1 protein-coding gene is annotated in these 997 nt (G+C 73.0%); it reads left to right on the forward strand.

What is annotated here, in order from left to right:
- Nucleotides 1-865: DUF4350 domain-containing protein (locus ACFR9S_RS13255; protein ID WP_379818856.1), on the forward strand; the 865-nt coding region annotated here is incomplete at its 5' end.
- Nucleotides 866-997 lie beyond the last annotated feature (132 nt).

Consider the following 997-nt stretch of genomic DNA (forward strand, 5'->3'; position numbering starts at 1 on the left):
GACGCCGTTCGACGGCGAGGTGGACGGGCCGTCGTTCAACGCCGCCGACTCAGTCGCGACGGTGCCCGAGCAGTCGGGCGAACTCACCATGTCCGCCGACGCCGACGGGACGGAGGTCGTGATCGACACGGCCCACAGCGCGAGCATCGACCGCGAGGCGCTCGCGCCGATCGTGACGACGCTGACGGAGAACGGCGCGACCGTGCGCTACCACGTCGGTCCCCGCGCCGGCGGGCAGCCGCTCAACGACTCGCTCAGCGAGGCCGACGCGCTCGTCGTGCTCGGCGGCGGGAGCAGCTACACCGACGACGAACTCGACGGCCTGCGGGCGTTCGCCGACGCCGGCGGCCGCGTGCTGGTGATGGACGAACCCGAGAAGGCCAGCGGCGGGACCGCCCTGCTCACGCTCTCGACGGAGGGCAGCGTGACCAGCCCGCTCGCGCCGATGCTCTCCCAGTTCGGGCTGGCGTCCGACAACGGCTACCTCTACACGCAGGGCGAGGCGACGCTGAACTACCGCGCGGTCGCCGGGACGCCCAGCAGCGACGGCGACCTGACCGAGGGCGTCGACCGCGCGGTCTTCTACGAGGCGACGCCCGTGACCGGCGGCGATACCGTAGTGGCCGCCGAGGAGACGATCCTCTCCCAGACCCGACGCGAGGGGAGCTACGGCGTCGTCGCCCGCTCGGGGAACGTCGTCGCGGTCGGCGACACCAGCGTCGCGACGCAGGAGTTCCTCTACCGGGCGGACAACGAACGGCTGGTCGGGAACCTGCTCGACTTCCTCGTCAGCGGCGAGAAGTCGCCGGGGGACGCGCCGAACGGCGGGAGTTCGGACGGGTCCAGCAGCCCGCCCGCGCCCTGACTCGCCGAGTGCCTGCCCCGGCCGTGTTCACCCCCGAAGTTGAAGTAGGGGAACGGGACCACTCCCGCTCGGATGTGGCCCGCGCCGCCCGGTCCCCGGACGCTCGCCGACCTCGGAGCCGCGGCTGCGGTC

The organism is Halolamina salina, assembly GCF_042678005.1.
GTDB lineage: Archaea > Halobacteriota > Halobacteria > Halobacteriales > Haloferacaceae > Halolamina > Halolamina salina.